The sequence below is a fragment of the Dietzia sp. CW19 genome, from assembly GCF_014145265.1.
Taxonomy (GTDB): domain Bacteria; phylum Actinomycetota; class Actinomycetes; order Mycobacteriales; family Mycobacteriaceae; genus Dietzia; species Dietzia natronolimnaea.
The window spans coordinates 1-1,025 of the sequence record NZ_JAALEE010000549.1; the positions used below are offsets into that span (position 1 = coordinate 1).

The 1,025-nt window shown below is 67.9% G+C and carries 1 protein-coding gene; it reads left to right on the forward strand.

Going from position 1 to position 1,025, the window contains the following annotated elements; translation table 11 throughout:
• Positions 1–72: 72 nt before the first annotated feature.
• A partial coding sequence (locus tag G6021_RS15590) for a transposase (RefSeq protein ID WP_206682671.1) occupies positions 73–1,025 on the forward strand: 953 nt, incomplete at its 3' end.

Sequence of the window (1,025 nt, forward strand, 5' to 3'; positions counted from 1 at the left end):
CTAGGAGCGTGGGTCAGTAACACGCCAGTTCAGGTCCGCTGATGGGGCGGGTTCGGCGGGATAATTGTCGTCATGGGCGAGGAAGGGTTGTTCGCCGCCGAGGAGTTCCGCGTCGTGCGGGCTGACCGGCAGGGCGAGGTCGAGCCGGTGGGCGCAGGCAAGACATTTCGGGCGTTCGACCCGGGCCAGGGGTTGTTGCTGCCGCCGTCGCTGGATGACTGGCTTCCGGCCGATCATCTGGCACGGTTCGTGGCGGATCTGGTCGATGAGCACCTGGATTTATCGCGGATCTACGTCTCCTACCAGGAGGGGCGCGGGGCCCCGCCGTACGATCCGCGGTTGATGGTGCGGTTGCTGATCTTCGGCTACACCACGGGGGTGCGCTCCTCCCGCGGGATCGAGAAGGCCTGCACCGACATCGTCGCTTTCCGGTGGTTGGCGGCCGGGGCGGCCCCGGACTACCGCGCGATCGCCAGGTTTCGCAAGAGGCACCTGGCCGCGCTGGGCAACCTGTTCTTGCAGGCGTTGGCGTTGTGCCAGGCCGCCGGGATGGTCACGCTTGGACAGGTCGCGCTGGATGGGACGAAGCTGCGGGCGAACGCCTCCAAACGCAAGGCCATGTCGTACGCGCGGCTGACGGACAAGGAGAAGGTACTGGCCCAGGAGGTCTCCGATCTGCTGGCCGCCGCCGAGGCCATCGACAAGGCCGAGGACGCCAAGTTCGGCAAGAACCGGCGCGGGGACGAGCTGCCCGATGAGCTGGCCCGCCGAGAGTCTCGCCTGGTCAAGCTGCGCCAGGCCAAAGCTGCTCTGGAAGCCGACGCCGCCGCCGATGCGGCGGAGAAGGCTGAGGCTAAGGCCCGCGGTAAGGGCGAAGACGAAGACACCGTCGCGCAGAAGGCCGCTGAGGCCGCCGAGCGCGCCACGCCCAGGCCGAAGGCCCAGCGCAACTTCACCGACCCGGAGTCGAAGATCATGCTCACCGGGGACGGGTCGTTCGCTCAGTGCTACAACGGCCAGGCCGT